Source organism: Nocardioides sp. NPDC057577 (assembly GCF_042801335.1).
Lineage (GTDB): Bacteria > Actinomycetota > Actinomycetes > Propionibacteriales > Nocardioidaceae > Nocardioides.
In genome coordinates this window covers 1-16,987 of record NZ_JBHVGB010000138.1, presented here as the reverse complement: position 1 = coordinate 16,987, position 16,987 = coordinate 1, and the positions used below count along the sequence as shown (strand labels likewise).

General features: G+C 70.4%; 16 protein-coding genes. All 16 read right to left on the bottom strand.

The genetic code is table 11. The features are described 5' to 3' along the window. Positions 1-126: 126 nt before the first annotated feature. Positions 127-2,496: an MFS transporter gene (locus tag ACFU7D_RS22115; protein ID WP_378871233.1), complete on the bottom strand. Its 2,370-nt coding sequence runs from the start codon at positions 2,494-2,496 to the stop codon at positions 127-129. Positions 2,497-2,601: 105 nt separating this feature from the next. Further along, complete coding sequence (locus ACFU7D_RS22110) at positions 2,602-3,045, bottom strand: MarR family winged helix-turn-helix transcriptional regulator (RefSeq protein ID WP_378871230.1); 444 nt, start codon at positions 3,043-3,045, stop codon at positions 2,602-2,604. An 82-nt stretch (positions 3,046-3,127) separates the two neighbouring features. After that, positions 3,128-3,883, bottom strand: coding sequence for a class I SAM-dependent methyltransferase (locus ACFU7D_RS22105; protein ID WP_378871227.1), 756 nt, complete (start codon positions 3,881-3,883; stop codon positions 3,128-3,130). 75 nt (positions 3,884-3,958) lie between these two features. Next, positions 3,959-5,416, bottom strand: a complete 1,458-nt coding sequence (gene gndA, locus ACFU7D_RS22100; RefSeq protein WP_378871224.1) for an NADP-dependent phosphogluconate dehydrogenase — start codon at positions 5,414-5,416, stop codon at positions 3,959-3,961. A gap of 52 nt (positions 5,417-5,468) precedes the next feature. Further along, the gene (locus ACFU7D_RS22095; protein ID WP_378871221.1) at positions 5,469-6,509 is read right to left on the bottom strand and encodes a diiron oxygenase; all 1,041 of its coding nucleotides are present in this window, start codon (positions 6,507-6,509) and stop codon (positions 5,469-5,471) included. Between the two features lie 85 nt (positions 6,510-6,594). Then, entirely contained in the window at positions 6,595-7,260 is a 666-nt protein-coding gene (locus ACFU7D_RS22090) for a hypothetical protein (protein ID WP_378871218.1), read from the bottom strand. 126 nt (positions 7,261-7,386) lie between these two features. After that, positions 7,387-7,812 carry an Ohr family peroxiredoxin gene (locus ACFU7D_RS22085; protein WP_378871215.1) on the bottom strand — a complete coding sequence of 142 codons (426 nt, stop codon included), beginning with the start codon at positions 7,810-7,812 and terminating at the stop codon, positions 7,387-7,389. After that, positions 7,809-8,603, bottom strand: a complete 795-nt coding sequence (locus tag ACFU7D_RS22080) for an aspartate/glutamate racemase family protein (protein WP_378871212.1) — start codon at positions 8,601-8,603, stop codon at positions 7,809-7,811. The genes ACFU7D_RS22085 and ACFU7D_RS22080 overlap by 4 nt, the downstream gene beginning before the upstream one ends. Continuing rightward, on the bottom strand, positions 8,600-9,604 hold the full coding sequence (locus ACFU7D_RS22075; protein ID WP_378871236.1) for an NAD(P)H-quinone oxidoreductase: 1,005 nt from the start codon (positions 9,602-9,604) through the stop codon (positions 8,600-8,602). Before ACFU7D_RS22075 ends, ACFU7D_RS22080 begins: the two co-directional genes overlap by 4 nt. A 20-nt stretch (positions 9,605-9,624) precedes the next feature. Further along, positions 9,625-10,629, bottom strand: a complete 1,005-nt coding sequence (locus ACFU7D_RS22070) for an amidohydrolase family protein (protein ID WP_378871208.1) — start codon at positions 10,627-10,629, stop codon at positions 9,625-9,627. Between the two features lie 7 nt (positions 10,630-10,636). Continuing rightward, complete coding sequence (locus tag ACFU7D_RS22065) at positions 10,637-11,170, bottom strand: 3-hydroxyanthranilate 3,4-dioxygenase (protein WP_378871205.1); 534 nt, start codon at positions 11,168-11,170, stop codon at positions 10,637-10,639. Continuing rightward, the gene (locus ACFU7D_RS22060) at positions 11,167-11,604 is read right to left on the bottom strand and encodes a RidA family protein (RefSeq protein WP_378871202.1); all 438 of its coding nucleotides are present in this window, start codon (positions 11,602-11,604) and stop codon (positions 11,167-11,169) included. Before ACFU7D_RS22060 ends, ACFU7D_RS22065 begins: the two co-directional genes overlap by 4 nt. Further along, a complete protein-coding gene (locus ACFU7D_RS22055) occupies positions 11,601-12,440 on the bottom strand; it encodes a 2-keto-4-pentenoate hydratase (protein ID WP_378871199.1) in 840 nt (279 codons plus the stop codon). The genes ACFU7D_RS22060 and ACFU7D_RS22055 overlap by 4 nt, the downstream gene beginning before the upstream one ends. Then, the gene (locus ACFU7D_RS22050; RefSeq protein WP_378871196.1) at positions 12,437-13,891 is read right to left on the bottom strand and encodes a 2-hydroxymuconic semialdehyde dehydrogenase; all 1,455 of its coding nucleotides are present in this window, start codon (positions 13,889-13,891) and stop codon (positions 12,437-12,439) included. The genes ACFU7D_RS22055 and ACFU7D_RS22050 overlap by 4 nt, the downstream gene beginning before the upstream one ends. Then, positions 13,884-15,776, bottom strand: coding sequence for an ATP-dependent acyl-CoA ligase (locus ACFU7D_RS22045; RefSeq protein WP_378871193.1), 1,893 nt, complete (start codon positions 15,774-15,776; stop codon positions 13,884-13,886). Before ACFU7D_RS22045 ends, ACFU7D_RS22050 begins: the two co-directional genes overlap by 8 nt. Then, positions 15,773-16,927 (bottom strand): thiolase family protein, encoded by a 1,155-nt coding sequence (locus tag ACFU7D_RS22040; RefSeq protein ID WP_378871191.1) that lies wholly within the window; start codon positions 16,925-16,927, stop codon positions 15,773-15,775. Before ACFU7D_RS22040 ends, ACFU7D_RS22045 begins: the two co-directional genes overlap by 4 nt. Positions 16,928-16,987 lie beyond the last annotated feature (60 nt).

Below are 16,987 nucleotides of genomic sequence, written 5' to 3'. Positions count from 1 at the left end.
GACACCGTCCTCGTCGGCCTCGGCGCGCAGCACCTGACCGCCGGCCGTGTCGGTGAGGGTGACGACCGCGTGCGCCACGGCCCAGCCGTCGCGGGTGCGGATCTGTGCGGTCAGTGCCATCGCGGATCAGTCCTCGGGGTGGGTGAGGACGATCTCGTGGCCGTCCACGCCGTGGCCGGTCAGGCTCACGGCGCCGGCCGCTGGCGGGTAGCTGGTCGCCAGGACCGTGTAGTCACCGCTGTCGAGGTCGGCGAAGGCGTACGCCCCGTCAGCTCCTGTCGTCGCGGTCCCGGCCACGTTGCCGGCCGCGTCGACCAGCGTCACCCGAGCGTCGGCGAGCGGCCCGAAGGCTGCCTTGACGACCCCGGTCAGACGCGCGCCGGTGACCATCTCCACCTCGATCCGGGTCAGGCCGGTGGCACCGATCTCGATCGGCACCGCTCGCGGGCGGAAGCCCTCGGCGTTGACCGCCACGGTCGCCGGTCCCGGGACCAGCTCGTCGATGAAGAAGGTGCCGTCCGCGAGGGTCGTGCCGGTGGAGAGCAGGTCGCCGCGTACGTCGGTCACGATCACCATCGCGTCCGTGATCGGCGCGCCGTCCTCGCCGCCACGCACGATGCCCTTGAGGCCCGTGGTGCCGCTGAGCAGGAGGTCGTACGCCACCGGCTCGCCGCCCACGACCACCGTGGAGGCCTGCGGCTGGAAGCCGTCGGCCGAGGCGATCAGGACGTACGTCCCCGTCCGCGGCGCGTCGACCGCGTAGGAGCCGTCCGCGTGGGCGACCGAGCGGCCGAGCTGGCGCCCGGAGAGCGAGATCAGCGTGACCGCGGCGTGCGGGATCGGGATGCTCCCGGCGCCGCGGACGAAGCCGTGCAGCGCGATCCCGTTGGCGACCGGCGCGAGGGCGTCAGCGTGCTGCTCGGGCACTCCGGCGACGCCCTCGGCGACGGCAGCCGGCCCGTCGACCGAGGCAGCCTCCGCGGCAGCCTGGGCGAGCCCGCCCTTGGTCTTCAGCGGGACCTCCTTGATGAACACCACGAACAGCAGCGCGATGACGGCTGCCCCCGCGGCGACCAGGAAGATGTCGGCGATGCCGTGCCCGTACGCACTCTCCAGCACCGACCGCAGCGGCTCGGGGACCTTGTCCAGGTCCGGGATCTCACCGGAGGTGCCCTGGGCCAGCGCGGCGTAGCGCGGACCGAGGTCGGCCAGGCCGTCCTGGACGTAGTCGGTGACCCGGTGGGCCATCAGTGCGCCGAGCGCGGAGACGCCCATCGCGCCACCGAGGCTGCGGAAGAAGGTGACCATCGAGCTGGCCGCGCCGAGGTCGGCGGGCGCGACCTGGTTCTGCGTGGAGAGGACCAGGTTCTGCATCGTCATGCCGACGCCGAGGCCGAGGATCGCCATGAAGATGGCGACGTGCCAGTACTCGGTGTCGTAGCGGATCGTGCCGAGCAGCCCGAGCCCGCCGACGATGAGGACGGCGCCGACGACGAGCCAGGCCTTCCACCTCCCGGTGCGGGTGATGATCTGGCCGGAGATGGTCGAGGAGAGGAACAGTCCGGCGATCATCGGGATCGTCATCACGCCGGCCATCGTCGGCGACTCGCCGCGGGCCAGCTGGAAGTACTGGCTGAAGAAGATCGTGCCGGCGAACATCGCCACACCGACGAAGAGCGAGGCGAGCGAGGAGAGCGTGATCGTCCGGTTGGCGAAGAGTCGCAGCGGGATGATCGGCTCCTTGGCCTTCGACTCGACGAGCACGAAGATCAGCAGGAGCAGCACGGAACCGCCGACCATGGCCGCGGTCTCCCAGGAGGCCCAGTCGTACTTGTCACCGGCGAAGGTGACCCACAGGAGCAGCAGGGAGACGCCGGCCGCCATGAAGAACGCACCGGCCCAGTCGACCTTGACGCCCTCGCGCTTGACGACGGGGAGGTGCAGCGTCTTCTGCAGCACGATGAAGGCGATGATCGCGAACGGGATGCCGACGTAGAAGCACCAGCGCCAGCCGAGCGAGTCGGCGTCGGTGATGACGCCGCCGATCAGCGGGCCGCCGACGGTGGCGACCGCGAAGACGGCGCCGAGGTAGCCCGAGTAGCGGCCACGCTCACGCGGCGAGATCATCGCCGCCATGATGATCTGGGCGAGAGCGGTCAGACCGCCCATGCCGATGCCCTGGACCGCCCGTGCGGCGATCAGCTCGCCCGGGTTCTGGGCGAGGCCGGCGACGGCCGAGGCCGCCACGAAGAGGACCAGCGCGATCTGCATGAGCAGCTTCTTGCTGAACAGGTCGGCCATCTTGCCCCACAGCGGGGTGGTGGCCGTCATGGTCAGCAGGGAGGCGGTGACCACCCAGGTGTAGGCCGACTGCCCGCCGCCGATGTCGGCGATGATCTCGGGCAGGGCGTTGGAGACGATCGTGGAGGAGATCATCGCCACGAACATGCCGAGCAGCAGGCCCGAGAGCGCCTCCATGATCTCGCGGTGAGACATCTCACCGTGCGAGGTGGGTGAGCCCTCGGACGGGCCTCCCGGTGGGCCGGCGTGAGTCCGTTCGGCTGTCGTCGTTGCCATGGACTTCCTTTCTGGTGATGCTGTCTAGTTGCTTGCGGTGCTGCAGTGGCCGAGGCTGTCGCGGAGCTTGGTGACGAGCCGGACGAGCTCGTGCACGTCCCGCTCGTCCCAGCCGCTGAGCCGGTCGGCGATGAGGTCGGCGAGCTGCTGGGAGGCGCTGTCGAGCAGGTCGCGCCCGGCGTCGGTGAGGCAGAGGATGCGGGAGCGCCCGTCGGTCGGGTTGGGGGAGCGCTCGATCCAGCCCTGGTCGGCGACGCACGCCACATGCCGGCTGGTCACCGAGATGTCGACGGCGAGCAGCTCGGTGAGCTCGCTCATGGTCATGTCGCCGTGCTGGCGCAGCATCGTCAGCACCCCCGCGGAGCCGGCTGTGAGCTCGGGCGGAAGCCTGCGGACGAGGCCCTTGCGTACGGCTCCGACCTCGCTGAGCTGATGGATCAGCTCCTGGTACGTCGCGTGCCCGATCATCATCCCTCCAAGTTGGTTGACTTTTACAACCATATGGAGGATAGGGGTCCGATGCAAATCTCGCCGGGTGCAGGGCGTGTTGCTAGGCGACGGTTCCGCGGGCCGCCCACGCGGTCGCGGTCACGGTGATCGGGCCGTTCCCGAGCCGGCGCCGGGCGACCTCCTCGAGCGCGGTACGACCGGCGTCGTCCAGCGAGCTCACGTAGTCGCCGGCCGGCCCGACCCCGAAGGTGTAGGGGTTCCACCACTCCTCGAAGGTCGGGTGGGTGACGCGGATGACCAGGCCGCTGGGCTCGACGTTGCGGAGCCCGACCTTCCGGAACATCTGCTCGAGGTCACCCATCCGGGCGCCGGCGAGGAAGGCCTCGTCCTCGGCCTCCGGGTCGATCTCGTGCACACAGGACCAGAACGGCGCGACGGCGCCGGTGTCGGCGTCCCAGACGCACGCCGCGACGGTGCCGCCCGGCCGGGTCACCCTGACCATCTCCCTGATCCCCGCCTCCGGGTCCGTCATGAAGTGCACGACCAGCTGGGCCAGCGAGACGTCGAACCAGTTGTCGTCGAAGGGGAGCGCCTCGGCCACGCCGGTGTGCACATCGACCCTGGCCAGCTGCCGTGCGACCGCCTCCATGAACGGTGGCGAGGGGTCGATCGCAGCCACCAGGTGGGCCTCGGTGAGGGTCACGAGGTGACGGGTGAGCGTGCCCGGTCCGCAGCCGACGTCGAGCACCCGCTGGCCCATGCTGACCCGGGCGAAGTCCGCGAAGTGCGGTGCGAGGGGTTCGGCGTAGCGCCCCATGAATCGGGCATACCTCTCCGCGGCGACGTCGAACCCCATACTTCAGGCTAGGTACGCCGTTCGCTACGCCGACAGCCCCAAGTTCGGTATCTCCCGATGCTGGGCCAGGGGCACCTAGTGGGTCGAGGGCGTCGTCGGGATCTCCGAGCGGTCGTCGGACCACAGCGTGTGGAAGGTGCCGTCCTTGTCGACGCGCTTGTAGGTGTGCGCGCCGAAGAAGTCTCGCTGGCCCTGGATGAGCGCGGCCGGGAGCCGGTCGGCGGCGAGCGAGTCGAAGTAGGCGAGCGCCGAGGAGAACCCCGGTGCCGGTACGCCGGAGGCCACCGCGATCCCGACGACGCGTCGCCACGCCTCCCCGCCGGAGGCGACCGCGTCGGCGAAGTAGGGGTCGACGAGCAGCGTCTCCAGGTCGGGCTCTGTGGCGTAGGCGTCGACGATCCGGTTGAGGAAGCGGGCCCGGATGATGCAGCCGGCCCGCCAGATCTTGGCGAGTGCGCCGAGGTCGATGTCCCAGCCGTACTCCTTCGCCCCGGCCACGATCAGGTCGAACCCCTGCGCGTAGGCGACCACCTTCGAGGCGTACAGAGCCGCGCGTACGTCCTCCACGAACGTGTCGGGGACCGGGGGTGCCTTCGGGCGGTCGGTCACCGAGGCCCGCACCGCGGCGCGCTGGGCCGGCTTGGAGGAGACCGCCCGGGCGAAGACGGCCTCGCCGATGCCGGAGACCGGGATGCCGAGGCCGAGCGCGTTCTGCACCGTCCACACGCCGGTGCCCTTCGAGCCGGCCTCGTCGAGGATGACGTCCACGAGCGGCTGGCCGGTCTCGGCGTCCTTCTGGGCGAGCACCTCCGCGGAGATCTCGATCAGGTAGGACTCGAGGTCGCCGGTGTTCCAGTCCTTGAAGACGTCGACGAGCTGCTCGACCGAGAGCCCGCCCACCCGCCGGAGGAGGTCGTAGGCCTCCGCGATCAGCTGCATGTCGGCGTACTCGATGCCGTTGTGGACCATCTTCACGAAGTGGCCGGCGCCGTCGGTGCCGACATGGGTCACGCACGGCTCGCCCTCGGCCACCGCGGCGATGCTCTTCAGGATCGGGCCGAGCGTCTTCCAGGCCTCGGCCGAGCCGCCGGGCATGATCGAGGGGCCGTTCAGCGCGCCCTCCTCGCCGCCGGAGATGCCGGTGCCGACGAAGTTCAGGCCGCGCTCACGCAGCTCGCGCTCACGGCGGATGGTGTCGTTGAAGTTGGCGTTGCCGCCGTCGACGATGATGTCGCCCGGCTCGAACCGCTCGGCGAGCTGCTCGATCACCGCATCCGTCCCCGCCCCCGCCTGGACCATGATGATCGCCGTACGCGGCTTGGCCAGCGTCGCCACGAAGTCGTCGATCGTCTCGGCGGCGAGGAAGCCGGCCTCGGGATGCTCGGTGATGAGCTCGTCGGTGCGGGCGTAGGTGCGGTTGTAGACCGCGACCGCGTTGCCCTCGCGGGAGGCGAGGTTGCGGGCCAGGTTGGAGCCCATCACGGCCAGGCCCACCACGCCGATGTTCGCGCGGCCATTGTCGTTGTTCGGCATCGTGCTCCTCGTGTGAGTCGGTGATGCCATTCAACTCTGTCCGTCAAGCCGCTCAGGCAGCGGCGGTGGGCGGCTCGGCGCGGAAGCGCGCGGGTCGTCCGTCGACCCCGAGCGCCTTCCAGGACCACCGCGTCAGCGGCGTACGCAGCCCGAGGCTGTCGAAGAGCATCCGGACGTCGGCGAAGAGGTGACGGCGGAACGCCGCGGCCTCGGCGCCGGTGCCCCACACCTCGCGGACGACCGAGTCCGGGAGCCCCATCAGCTCCCGATCGGCGCGCGAGGGGATGATGATCGCGTCGGAGCCCAGGCGCATCGCGAGCGGGGTGAGGATGCCGAGGGCCAAGCGCGAGAGCGGGTTGAGCGAGGGGGCGTGCTCCTCGAGCCAGGCGTGCGCGAAGCCGATGTGGCGGGCCTCCTCGGCGATGTGGATGGCCATGATCTGGTCCAGGAGCGGGTGGGTTCCGCCGGCGCGCATGGCCTCCTTCTGCACGTGATCGATCGGCTCCTCGCCGGCCAGGATGATGGCGAAGAAGAGGGCCGGGTAGAGGCCGCCGAGGTGTCCCACGAGCGGGATGGCGCGCATCAGCCAACCCGGTGCGCCCGCGACGTCGGGGCAGACCCGGTTGGTGAACTCCTGGAACATCTGGATGTGGTGGGTCTCCTCGGTGAGCTCGTGCATGAAGTAGCGGAACTCGGGGTCGCCGTTGTCGACGCCCATCAGGAACTGGGTGCCGCCGAGGAGGAGCAGCTGCTCGAACTGGGAGCCCGTCTTCACCATCGCGGTGAGGCGGTGCCGACCGACCTCGATCTGCCGCGCCTTGGGCAGCGACCGGTACCACGGGTGGGCGCCGAGCAGGTCGAGCGTGGGCAGGATCCAGCGCTCGTCGTCCTCGGGCACGGCCATCTCGGGCGCGTCCCAGTCGACGTCCTTGAAGGCGTTGAAGTACATCTCGACCGACGCCTCGGACAACGTACGCAGCGTCTGGTCGTAGTCCTGGCGCGGCAGGGGCCTGTTTGGCGCGATCATCCGGACAGGGGTGCCGGCGACTGCACCCACGTAGCCACCGATCGAGAGAAGTGTCCGCACAACCATCCGAGCCTCCTTGCACGACGTTGATACGTCATCAAGGTACATGGGATTTGTGTACCAGGAAACAGGTTCGGCGCGCGTGTCCCGTTCAGCAGATCTCGGCGGCGAGTGCCTTCCGGACGCCGGCGACGAGGTCCTCCGGTGTCCGGGCCGGGTGGTCGAACATGGTCCGCGCGCTGTGCGCCCCTGCCTCGTCGACCCACTGGAACTCGAAGCCGTCCGCGCAGAGCCCGGTGATCTGGGCGGCCAGGATGGTGTCGACCGGGATGTAGGAGCGGGTCGCGACCGCCTCGCGCAGCTCGTTGCCGTGGTGGTTGTTGAGGTGGTCCTGGTTGCGGTGGAGCACACCGTCGTTCAGGTCGAGCTCGCGGTCGGTGAAGGCGTCGAGGGGGATCGGGACCGCTTCGCCGCTGCGGCGGACCAGCATGACGTTGGAGACGTCCATGACGACCTCCTCCCACTCCGTCTCGCAGCACGTGCAGGCATCGGTACGCAGCCACCTCAGCGTCCCGGTCAGCCGGACCGCCTCGTCGTTGCCGAGCATGCCCTGGAGGACCAGTACGACGTGGCTGCCCCGGCGCCCGGCGTACGCCATCCGCTGCTCGGGCGGGCACAGGAAGGTCGGGCGGCCGCCGTCGTCGGCGAAGCCCTGCATCTCCAGCTCCTCCATCGAGTAGGGGATCCCGTCGATCACCACGCTGCCGCCACGGGGGCAGGACAGGATGCTGCGGGCGATGCGGGCGTTCGACTTCATGACACCTCCATGTTTAGGTAAGGCTTACCTAAACATGGATCCGGTGGCGGGACAAGTGGCAGAGCGGCGTCAGTCCGCTCCGGCCGGCCGGTCCCGCCACCGTGGCAGCGATCGACGAGCGGCAGGTCAGGACTGAGCCAGCGACAGCTTCACGGGAATGTTCCCCGCGACAGCCCTCGAGTAGGGGCACTTGCGGTGGGCGGCCTCGAGCAGCGCCTCGCCGGTCTCCGGCGGGACGTCGGGCAGGAGGGCGACCAGCTCCACTGCAAGGTCGAAGCCCGCACCGCCCCCGCTGATCGTCACCTTCGCCTGCACCTGTGCGTCGCGCAGCTTGACGCGTTGTACGCGCGCGACCGAGTTCAGGGCGGAGAGGAAGCACGCCGAGTAGCCGGCCGCGAACAGCTGCTCGGGGTTGCTGACGTGCCCGCCCGCACCTCCCAGGTCCTCGGGAATGCCCAGATCCAGGTCGACGAGGTCGTCGCTGGAACGGACGTGCCCGTTGCGGCCGTCTCCGGTCGCCACGGCGTCGGCGGTGTAGCTGAGTGTCGTCATGATCGAGTCCCCTTTACGAGAGCGAGAAGTTCATCTACGGCTTGCGGTGTTGCTCGCGCGAAGGTGCCTCCGCGAGAGACTGGAGTTCCTATCGCCCGGGTGATCGCGACGGACGCCTCGGCCTGTCGCACGGCGAGGAGCGTCGGGTTCACCACCAGGGCGCCCGGCACCTCGACGTGGTCGTCGGCGCTGAGGAGGGCGAACAGGCCTCCGGCCGACATCACCACGTCGACGTGGCTCTCCTGCACCATGGTGGTGGCCAGCGAGACGAAGGTGTCCTTGATCGACTGGTAGGCCGACTCGTCGTCGTACGCAGCGACCGCCTGGTCCGGGGTCAGCCGGAAGGCGCGGACGTCGACCACGCGAGAGGCCAGGCCGTAGCGCGCGATCTGCTCGCGGTGCCAGGAGAGGTAGACGGGGTCGAGGGTGACCAGGCCGATGCGGCCACCCAGCATGCAGGCCTGGAGCATGCTGGCTTCGCCGTGGCCGATGACGGGAATGTCGACGGCGGTCCGCGCCTCGTAGAGACACGCATCCTGGAAGTGACCGACGAGGACGGCGTCGAAGCCTTCGGCCGCCGCCTCGACGATGCCCTCGACCGACTGCACGCCGCAACGGAGCTCGCTGAGCCTGCCCAGCTGGGTGTCGGCCGGGCTGATCCCTCTGACCTCGTAGGTGACCCCCGGGGCTGCGATGTCGGTGAGGTAGGCCTCCAGCCGCTTCAGGTAGGGCTGGTGCACCGCGGGGTCGGTGAAACTCTGGTAGAGGATCCGGGTGGGAGGGGTGCTCATGGTTGCCTATCGGGTGTCGGGGGAAGGTCCGGGTCTGCGAGGAGCAGGACCTTGCCGCGGTGATGGGACTGCTCGAGCAGCTGGTGTGCCTCGGCGGCCTGCTCGAACGGGAGGGCGGCGTGGGTGGTGGGGACGATCTCGCCGCGTTCGTACAGCGGCCAGATGTGTCGGACCAGATCGTCGATGATCCGGTCCTTCTCGTGGTCGGGGCGCATCCGCAGCCCGCTGCCCGTCACGGTCAGGTTGCCCAGGAGGAGGCGGCTGAGATCGATCTGGGTCGAGGCCCCGCTCTGGTGGCCGATGATCACCAGGCGTCCGCCCCGGCCGAGCACCTGCAGGTTCCGCTCCAGGTAGTCCGCCCCGATGATGTCGAGGACGGTCGCGGGCCGGATACCTCGCTCGAGCAGCTCGTCGGCGAAGTCCTGGCGGCGGTGATCGATGACCAGCTCCGCGCCCAGCTTCTCGACGAACAGGCCCTTCTCGGGCGAGCCGACCGTGGTCGCCACCCGCACGCCGTGCGCGACCGCGAATTGCACGGCGAGCGAGCCGATGCCGCTGGCGCCACCGTGCACGAGCATCCAGGATCCCGGCTCGGGCGGACTCGGCATGTAGAGGTTGGACCACACGGTCGCGGCGGCCTCCATCAGACCGGCGGCGTCGCGCAGGGAGACGGCCGCAGGCACCGGCGCGAGGTGAGCCGCTCGCACGGCGACGTACTCGGCGTATCCGCCACCGGGCAGCAGCGCGCACGCCTCACGACCGATCAGGCCCTCGGAGACGTCGGCGCCGGTGGCCACCACGACACCGGAGACCTCCAGCCCGAGGATCGGATCCGCCGCCGCCCCGGGGTAGGTGCCGGCCCGTTGCATGAGGTCGGCACGGTTGACGCCGGCGGCGACGACGCGGACCAGGGCCTCGCCGGCCGCCGGCTGCGGGACGGCTCGGCGGGTCACGGCGAGCACCTCCGGCGCTCCTGGCCGGCTTGCGACGACGGCCCGCATGGACGCCGGAAGCGGAGCGGTCACGACGCCGCTGCCATCCGGTCGGCTCCCAGCCAGGTGGTCGCGTTCCCGCGGAGCAGGAGCTCCCGGTCGCCATCGCTGAGGAAGCTCGCCTGGCGTACGACCGCGCCCACGGGGCGTTCCCCCAGCGGGTAGGGGTAGTCGCTGCCCACCATCACCTGGCCGGCACCCAGGGTGTCGACCAGCAGGCGCAGCGGCGCCTCCTCGAAGACCACGGTGTCGACCGAGAACCTGTCGCGGTAGTGCGAGGGCGGGTGCTCGGAGGTGCCGATGATGTCGTGCCGCTGGTGCCAGGCGTTGTCCATCCGGCCCAGCCAGTAGGGGAAGGAGCCGCCGCCGTGCGCGAAGCAGATCCGCAGGTCGCGAGAGACCCGGTCGAAGACGCCGCCCAGCACCATCGCCAGGATCGAGAGGTGCGTCTCGGCGGGCATCCCGGTCAGCCACTGCGCCATCCACCGGTCGAGCCGCGGTGAGTTCGGCAGGTCCCAGGGGTGCACAAAGACCGGCACGCCGAGACTCGCGCAGTGCTGGAGGAACGTCACGACGCCGGCGTCGTCGAGATCACGGTCGCCGACGTGGTTCCCGATCTCCACCCCGACGTGGCCGTTCGCCAGCGACCTCTCCAGCTCGGCGCACGCGAGGTCGGTGTCCTGCAGGGGCACCTGGCAGAACGGGAGCAGGCGCGGAGACTCGGCGGTGGTCTCGAGCGCGAGGTCGTTGAAGATGCGGGCGATCGCCGCCGCATCGGACGGTGCTGCGTCGTAGCTGAAGAACACCGGGGTCGGTGAGACCACCTGCGTCTCCACGTCGTCGGCGTCCATGGCGGCGAGACGGACATCAGCCGCCCAGGCCGAGGAGCTGATCCGCCGGAACTCGCGCGAGCCGATCATCATGACCGCTTCGGTCTCGCTCGCGACGTCGAGCCACAGCCGCGGCTCCGGGCCGGGGAGCTGCGGCCACCCGCGGGGTACGGAGTGCGTGTGTACGTCGATGGCCGAGGTCACGCGCGACTCAGCCCTTTCCGGGGTGGAGGGCGTCGCACTGGCCGCACTTTCGGGCCGCCTCGTCCTCGTAGAACTCGGTGAACACCGGCGGAAGGTCTGCCACGATGTCGCGAACCTGGAGCTCGACCTCGTGCACGAGCGCCGAGCACTCGAGGCAGTACCACTGGAACTTCTCCAGGGTACCCTCCTCGCGGATCCGCTCGATGACCACGCCGATCGACCCGGCCTCCGGCCGCTGGGGGGAGTGCGGCAGGTTGCCGGGCAGCAGCCAGGTCTCGCCCTCCTTGATCTCGACGGTGACCTTGCCGTCCTCGGTCATGACGTCGACATGCATGGAGCCCTTGATCTGGTAGAACCACTCCTCGTAGGGGTCGACGTGGAAGTCGGTCCGCTGGTTCGGCCCGCCGACGACCTGCACGATGAAGTCGTCACCGGTGAAGATCGCCTTGTTGTTGACCGGGGGCTTCAGCTCCTGCTCGTGCTCCTGGATCCACTGCATGAAGTTGAAGACCGGGGGGACGATCGTGGTCGACTGAGTCATTTCGTTTCCTCCTGAGGGGTGGTGCCGGGAAGGTGTGCCACGGCCTGGATCTCGATGAGCAAGTGCGGGTGGGGTAGCTGGTGGACGGCGACGGTGGTCCGGGTCGGTCCGGACTCGTCGAAGTAGGAGCCGTAGACGTCGTTGTAGCCGCCGAAGTCGTTCATGTTGACCAGGTAGGTGGTCACCTGGACGAGGTCGCCGAGGTCGCCGCCCGCGGCTCGCAGGATGTCGCGGATGTTCTCGATCACGGCGGCCGTCTGGGCGCGGATGTCCAGGCTGGTGGTGCCGAGCTCGTCGACCTCGACGCCGACGAAGGTGTTGTCGGGCCGGCGGCTGCTGGTGCCGGAGACGAAGAGCAGGTCGCCGGCCCGTCGGGCGTGCGGGAACCGACCGCGGGGCCGAGCCTTGGTCTCGACCAGGAACGCGTCGCTCATCGTCCACCGCCTTCGCCGAGCGGGCCGGCGCTGCCTTGGACGCCCACGGCTCGGACCGTCCCGAGCCCGGCGACCTCGGCGTTGACGGGTCCCGGCCGAAGCGGTACGGCCTCGGTCGCGGCACCCGCGAGGACCACGGAGCCCGCGGGCAGCTGTAGTCCCAGGCGGCGCCCGAGAGCGACCAGGCGTGGCAGCGTACGCAGGGGGTGGCCGAGGATCGCCGCGGTCGTCCCTTCGGCGAGGACCTCGTCCCCGGCCCGCAGGATGACCGGGACGTCGTCCAGATCCACCTCGTCCGGAGCATGCCACGGCCCGATGACGAACTTCGCGGCCGAGGTGTTGTCGGCGACCACGCGCGGCAGGTCGAACTGGAACCCGTCGTAGCGGGAGTCGATGATCTCGAGCCCCGGCGCTACTCCCGTGATCGCCGCTTCCAGGTCGACGTCCGGGTCGGCGAGGTCGACGTCGGCGCCGACCAGGAAGGCGACCTCGGGCTCGACCCGCGGGTGGATGAGCGCGCTGAGGTCGATCGCGGCCCCGTCGGCGGCCTGCATACCGTCGGTCAGCTGCCCGACGATGAGCTCGTCCACGCCCATCTGGCGCATCTTGGCCTCGCTGGTGAACCCGAGCTTGAGGCCGACGCCGCGCTCTCCGCGCGCGAGCCGGCGAGCGATCAGCGCCGCTTGGCTCGCGTAGGCCTCATCGAGGTCCAGCTGCGGCCACGGCGTCGCCGTGCCCACCGGAGTGGCGCTCTGCTGCGCGGTGTCGAGGAGCTCGGCGACCTGAGCGACCACGGTGCCCGGCGTCTTCACATGACGCCCTTCTGCCGCGTTCACAGCGCCACGCACACATTCGTCGTCTCGGTGTAGAAGTCGAGCGAGTGCCGGCCACCCTCACGGCCGATGCCGGACAGGCCCATGCCGCCGAAGGGTGATCGCAGCTCGCGCAGGAACCAGGTGTTGACCCACGAGATTCCGGTATCCATCCGACCCGCGACCCGGTGCGCGCGACCGAGGTCGGTCGTCCAGACAGCGGCCGCGAGCCCGTAGTCGGTGTCGTTCGCCAGGCTGATCGCCTCCTCCTCGGTGTCGAAGGGCATCAGCGCGGCGACCGGTCCGAAGATCTCCTCCCGGACCGGACGGTCGTTGTTGGTCAGCCCCGTCCAGAGCGTCGGCTCGACCCAGAAGCCCCCGTTCAGGGCACCGCCGGGCTCGGCGGCCCGTCCACCGGTCAGCACCTTGGCACCCGCCTGCTCGGCGAGGTCGACGTAGTCGAGGATCTTCTTCTGGTGCGCCCGGGAGATCACCGGACCCGTCGTCGTCGCCGGATCCGAGGGGGCACCCAGGCGAAGCGCCTCGGCAGCCGCGACGAGCCGTTCGGTCACCTCGTCGAAGACCGAGCGCTCGATGTAGACGCGCTCCGTGCACAGGCAGACCTGGCCGGTGTTGGCGAAGACCGAACGGGTCAGCCCGGCGATGGTCGCGTCGAGGTCGGCGTCGGCGAAGACGAGAGCTGCGTTCTTGCCGCCGAGCTCGAACGAGACCGGCCGGATGCGGGGCGCGACGGCCTTCATGATGCCGGCGCCGGTGGCGGTCGAGCCGGTGAAGGTGACGCCGTCGATGCCCGGGTGGCTGATGAGGTGCTCACCGGCCGATCCGGTTCCGAACCCGTGGACGACGTTGTAGACGCCCTCCGGCACCCCGGCCGCGGCGAGGATCTCCGCGAGCACGGTCGCCGAGCCCGGCGTCTCCTCGGACGGCTTGACCACGAGGGTGTTGCCGCAGGCCAGGGCCGGTGCCAGCTTCCAGGTCAGCAGCAGGAGCGGCAGGTTCCAGGGCACGATCGCCGCCACCACGCCCAGGGGCTTGCGGACTGCGTAGTTCAGCGCCTGCCGGCCCTCGCCCAGGTCCTGGAGGTAGGACTCCACGCCTTCGGCGCCCATGACGTCGGCGAAGGCGCGGAAGTTGGCGGCCGCCCGCGCGATGTCGAGGACCCGGGCACCGGCCTCCGGCTTGCCCGTGTCGGCGACCTCGGCGGCCAGCAGATCCTCGGCTCGCCGGTCGATCTCGTCCGCGATGCGGCGAAGCAGGGTGCAGCGCTCCTGCACCGACGTACGCCCCCAGGGCCCGTCCAGGGCAGCCCGGGCTGCCCGGACCGCCTGGTCGACGAGCCCGGCGTCGGCCTCGTGCACCCAGGCGACCTGCTGCCCGGTGGCCGGGTCGATGTCGGCGAACGCCTCGGCGCCGTCGGTGAACCGACCGTCGATGAAGTTCTTGTACTCACGCATGCGATGTCCGTTCTGTTGGTCCCGGGGTGGGAGCGGTCGGGCGGGGACGGGGCGGTTGCCGGTCCCACGCGCCGTCGGTCCCACGACTGCGAAGCTCTGGCTTGCGGACCTTGCCGTTCTCGGTCAGCGGGAGTGCGTCGAGCCGGAGCATGAATCTGGGGATGGCGTACGCCGCCAGGCGCGGGCCGCAGAACTCGACGAGGTCCGCGAAGTCCAGGTCCTGGGCCTCCTTGGCGACGACCACCGCCATGACCTCGTCCTCACCGAGCTCGGAGTCGACGGCGTAGACCGCCACCTCGGCGATGGCGGGATGCGCGCGGAGCACGTCCTCGACCTCCACCGAGGAGATGTTCTCGCCGCGTCGGCGGATCACGTCCTTGATCCGGTCGACGAAGCGGATCGACCCGTCCGCCTCCACGGCGATGCGGTCGCCGGTGTGGAACCACAGGTCCTGCCAGGCCGCGGTCGTCGCCTCCGGCATGCGGAAGTAGCCGGAGGCGAAGGCGAAGGGCTGGTCGCTGCGCAGCAGCAGCTCGCCGGGTGTCCCCGGCGGGACGTCGGCACCGTCGGCATCGACCACCCGCATGCGGAAGCCGGGCTGCAGCTTCCCCACGGATCCCGACCGTTCCTCCCCGGGGCGGGTGGCAACGACCGCATTGGTCTCGGTCGATCCGTAGCCATCGAGAAGGGCGACGCCGAAGCGCTCGCGGAACGGTGCCAGCAGCCGGCCGGGGGTGGCCGGTGACAGGGCCAGCCGGACCCGGTGGGCGCGATCGAGGTCCGATGGTGGCTGGCTGTCGAGGATGCCGACCATGGCACCGAGCAGATAGGTCACGGTGGCGCCGCTGTCGACCATCTGCGACCAGAACCGGGAGGCCGAGAAGCGGCCACCGAGGACGTAGGTCGCACCGCTGACCACGGCCTGGCTGAACGCATTGAGAGCATTGGTGTGGAACAGCGGAAGGCAGGTGTGCAGCACGTCGTCGGACCGGATCCCGATCTGCTCGCTGACGTTGCAGCCCCACCACCAGAACTGCGCGTGGGGACACACGACACCCTTGGAGACGCCCGTCGTACCGGACGTGTAGAGGATCGCGGCAGGGTCACCCGGGGCGACCACGGCGGGCGGTACCGGAGCACCCATCGCTGCGGTCTGCTCGCCCAGGACCCACCTGACCTGCAGGTCCGGCAGGCCCGGGAGATCGTCGAGGTGAGGTTCGATCTCGGCCTCGATGACCAGCAGCCGAGCGCCGGAGTTGGCCAGGATGTGGTGCAGCTGGCTTCCGCGGGCGGCGGTGTTGATGGGGACCGCGACCGCGCCCAGCCAGGCCGCGCCGAGCACCAGGTCGAGCAGCTCCACTCGGTTGGAGGCGAGGAAGGCGACCCGTTCACCGGCCGTGACGCCGCGCTCGGCGAGCGCTCCCGCGGCGCTTGCCACCGCCTCGACCATCTCGGCCGCGGTGCGGTGGACGTCGCCGCACACGAGCAGAGGCGCCTCGGGCGTCAGCGATGCCCGGGCCAGCAGCATCCCGGGGACGGTGCATTCACCCAGCGGTGTCTCGAGTGGAAGCCGGAACGGGTCGTCCTCCGCCCTGGCAGGGTCCGGAAGGTACGCCGCGGGTCCAAGCGTGAGGAGAGACGTGGTGAGCGGCAGCTCCGGCTCGAGGTCGCCGTGCTCTCCGAGCAGACGGGCAACGACCTGCAGGCCGGTGCCACACTCGACGGTGAGCAGCGTCGATCCGTCGCTCGTGCGCGTGGACGCCATGACGCGGCCGCGCTCGACGGGCACGTCTTTGAAATCGGTGGTGCCGCACGTCGGGCACAGGATCCGGCGGGGGAAGTAGTCGCTGCCGCAACCGCCGCAGCGTTGGACGACGAGGCTCATGCGACCGCCTCCAGCACCGCGACGTTCCCGCACGACCCGTGCCGGTAGAGAACCATGCCGTAGCCGGTCACGACCCCGATCCGGGACTCGACCTGCCGACCGGGGGCTCGCCCGCGCAGCTGCTGCACGACCTCCACCATCCCGTGCATGCCGCCTCCGGCGCCCGCCTGGCCGGCCGAGAGCTGGCCGCCGGAGGTGTTGATCGGCAGACGCCGCGTGGCGATCTGCTCGGCGATGACCGCCTTGACCGCCTCGGGATCGGTCACCCCGAGGTCGACGAGCTGCGAGAGCACCATCGCCGGGTAGTCGTCGTACACGCTGATCACGTCGGCGTCCGTCGGTGCGACACCCGCGCGCTCCCACGCGGCAGGGGCACAGGCGGCAACCGCGGTCTGGATCCCGTCGCCCGCCTGGTCGTCGCCGTTGTACGCGGCGGTGACCGCCAGCACTCGTGCCCGGCGGCCGGTGGCCCGGTCCTCGGAGGTGACGACGATGGCGTCGGCGCCGGTCACCGGGGGGACGCAGTCGAAGCGGCCCAACGGCGCCGCAACGAGTGGCGCCTCGAGGTATTCGTCCAGCGTCATGGGAGCGCGATACACCGCTCCGGGGTTGAGCCCGGCCCAGGCACGTTGCGCGACCACGAGGCTGCCGTAGTCCTTCCGGTCCAGCTCCCACGCGGCCATCTGCCGTTGCGTCAGCATCGCGAACAGCGCGTTCGGCCCGGTCATCGGAAGATCGGCCAGATGGTCGACGGTCGCCTGGTTGTACGCCTTGACCAGCCGCTCGTGGGCAGCGTTGTCCATGGCGTCGCCGGCGACGAGCACGATCACCGAGGCGTCGCCGGACTCGACGGCCCGTACCGCGTGCTGGAGCATCCCGCCGGCACTCGCTCCACCGTTGGTGTCCTGCATGAGCCAGCGCAGGTGGAGGCCCAGGCGCCAGGCGAGGTCGATCGCATGGTCGGGGCCGAGCGTGAAGCTGGCGACACCCAGTCCGTCGACGTCGCCGGGCTCGAGGCCGGCATCGCGCAGTGCGCGGATGACGGCATCGCCCAGCACCCCGGCGGTGGTGGTGCCGCCGACGGGATGGCGAGTGTAGGGCGCCTCGCCGGCGCCGACGATTGCGACGTGGTCGCGGGTGTGGTTGGACATACATCTCCTCCGACGGGCCGCGCCGATGGCGGCGCGGCCCGCGCGGGGGGTTGGGGTCGT

Coding starts and splice junctions, on each gene's coding strand:
- ACFU7D_RS22090 (WP_378871218.1), bottom strand. CDS start 7,260: ATGAAGTCGAACGCCCGCATCGCCCGCAGCATCCTGTCCTGCCCCCGT.
- ACFU7D_RS22050 (WP_378871196.1), bottom strand. CDS start 13,891: ATGCGTGAGTACAAGAACTTCATCGACGGTCGGTTCACCGACGGCGCC.
- ACFU7D_RS22060 (WP_378871202.1), bottom strand. CDS start 11,604: ATGAGCGACGCGTTCCTGGTCGAGACCAAGGCTCGGCCCCGCGGTCGG.
- ACFU7D_RS22080 (WP_378871212.1), bottom strand. CDS start 8,603: ATGAGCACCCCTCCCACCCGGATCCTCTACCAGAGTTTCACCGACCCC.
- ACFU7D_RS22115 (WP_378871233.1), bottom strand. CDS start 2,496: ATGTCTCACCGCGAGATCATGGAGGCGCTCTCGGGCCTGCTGCTCGGC.
- ACFU7D_RS22075 (WP_378871236.1), bottom strand. CDS start 9,604: ATGCGGGCCGTCGTCGCAAGCCGGCCAGGAGCGCCGGAGGTGCTCGCC.
- ACFU7D_RS22040 (WP_378871191.1), bottom strand. CDS start 16,927: ATGTCCAACCACACCCGCGACCACGTCGCAATCGTCGGCGCCGGCGAG.
- gndA (WP_378871224.1), bottom strand. CDS start 5,416: ATGCCGAACAACGACAATGGCCGCGCGAACATCGGCGTGGTGGGCCTG.
- ACFU7D_RS22110 (WP_378871230.1), bottom strand. CDS start 3,045: ATGATCGGGCACGCGACGTACCAGGAGCTGATCCATCAGCTCAGCGAG.
- ACFU7D_RS22095 (WP_378871221.1), bottom strand. CDS start 6,509: ATGGTTGTGCGGACACTTCTCTCGATCGGTGGCTACGTGGGTGCAGTC.
- ACFU7D_RS22105 (WP_378871227.1), bottom strand. CDS start 3,883: ATGGGGTTCGACGTCGCCGCGGAGAGGTATGCCCGATTCATGGGGCGC.
- ACFU7D_RS22065 (WP_378871205.1), bottom strand. CDS start 11,170: ATGACTCAGTCGACCACGATCGTCCCCCCGGTCTTCAACTTCATGCAG.
- ACFU7D_RS22085 (WP_378871215.1), bottom strand. CDS start 7,812: ATGACGACACTCAGCTACACCGCCGACGCCGTGGCGACCGGAGACGGC.
- ACFU7D_RS22045 (WP_378871193.1), bottom strand. CDS start 15,776: ATGAGCCTCGTCGTCCAACGCTGCGGCGGTTGCGGCAGCGACTACTTC.